The sequence below is a fragment of the Stenotrophomonas humi genome, from assembly GCF_001431415.1.
Classification (GTDB): Bacteria; Pseudomonadota; Gammaproteobacteria; order Xanthomonadales; family Xanthomonadaceae; genus Stenotrophomonas; species Stenotrophomonas humi.
Genome location: NZ_LDJI01000088.1, coordinates 1 through 742 on the forward strand (window position 1 = coordinate 1; position 742 = coordinate 742).

The window sequence follows — 742 nt, forward strand, 5'->3', positions numbered from 1 at the left end:
CGCAAGATCGAAGCGCCCGAGGTCCGCCTGCTCGCAGTGCTCGTGCTGCTGCAACCGCTGATCCTGCTGGGCCTGACCGCCATCACGCTGGCCGTGCCGAGCCTGACGGGGAGCTCGAACCCCGGCTTCCATGCCCTCAGCCAGGTCTTCTACGAATACACGTCGTCCTTCGCCAACAACGGCTCGGGCTTCGAGGGGTTGGGCGCTGCCACCGTCTGGTGGAACGTCACCGCCAGCTTCGTGCTCGCCGCGGGTCGCTATCCGGCCCTCATCATTCCGCTGGTGATCGCAGCCATGCTCGCGCGCAAACGCCAAGCCCCGGAAAGCACGGGAAGCCTGCACATCGAAACCCCCACTTTTGCGCTCACGCTGATCGCGGTGATCGTCATCCTGACACTGCTTCAGTTCATGCCCGTGCTGGTGCTAGGCCCCGTTGCCGATCATCTGAGCCTGGTCGCGCGTTGAGGAAAACATCATGAACCATACAACCTCGAAAGAACACGCGGGCCGCCGCTCGCGCCTGGATGAGCGCGGCTTCGCGCCTGCGCTGGTCAACTCCTTCATCAAGCTGGCGCCGCAGCACATCATCAAGAACCCAGTGATGGCCGTGGTCTGGCTCGGTACGCTGGTAACGGCGGTTGCTACCCTCGCGGGTTGGGCGCAACCCGGTTTCGGCTGGGCCGTAACCGTGATCCTGCTGATTACCGTGCTGTTCGGCAACTTCGCCGAAGCCGTGGCCGAA

1 protein-coding gene and 1 pseudogene are annotated in these 742 nt (G+C 64.0%); both read left to right on the forward strand.

The window, feature by feature from the left end:
• Nucleotides 1–465, forward strand: a 465-nt coding sequence (locus tag ABB26_RS18440; RefSeq protein ID WP_211261995.1) for a potassium-transporting ATPase subunit KdpA, incomplete at its 5' end; no start/stop codon positions are given.
• 10 nt (nucleotides 466–475) lie between these two features.
• Nucleotides 476–742 (forward strand): annotated as a pseudogene (locus ABB26_RS18445) (potassium-transporting ATPase subunit B); the annotation flags it as partial.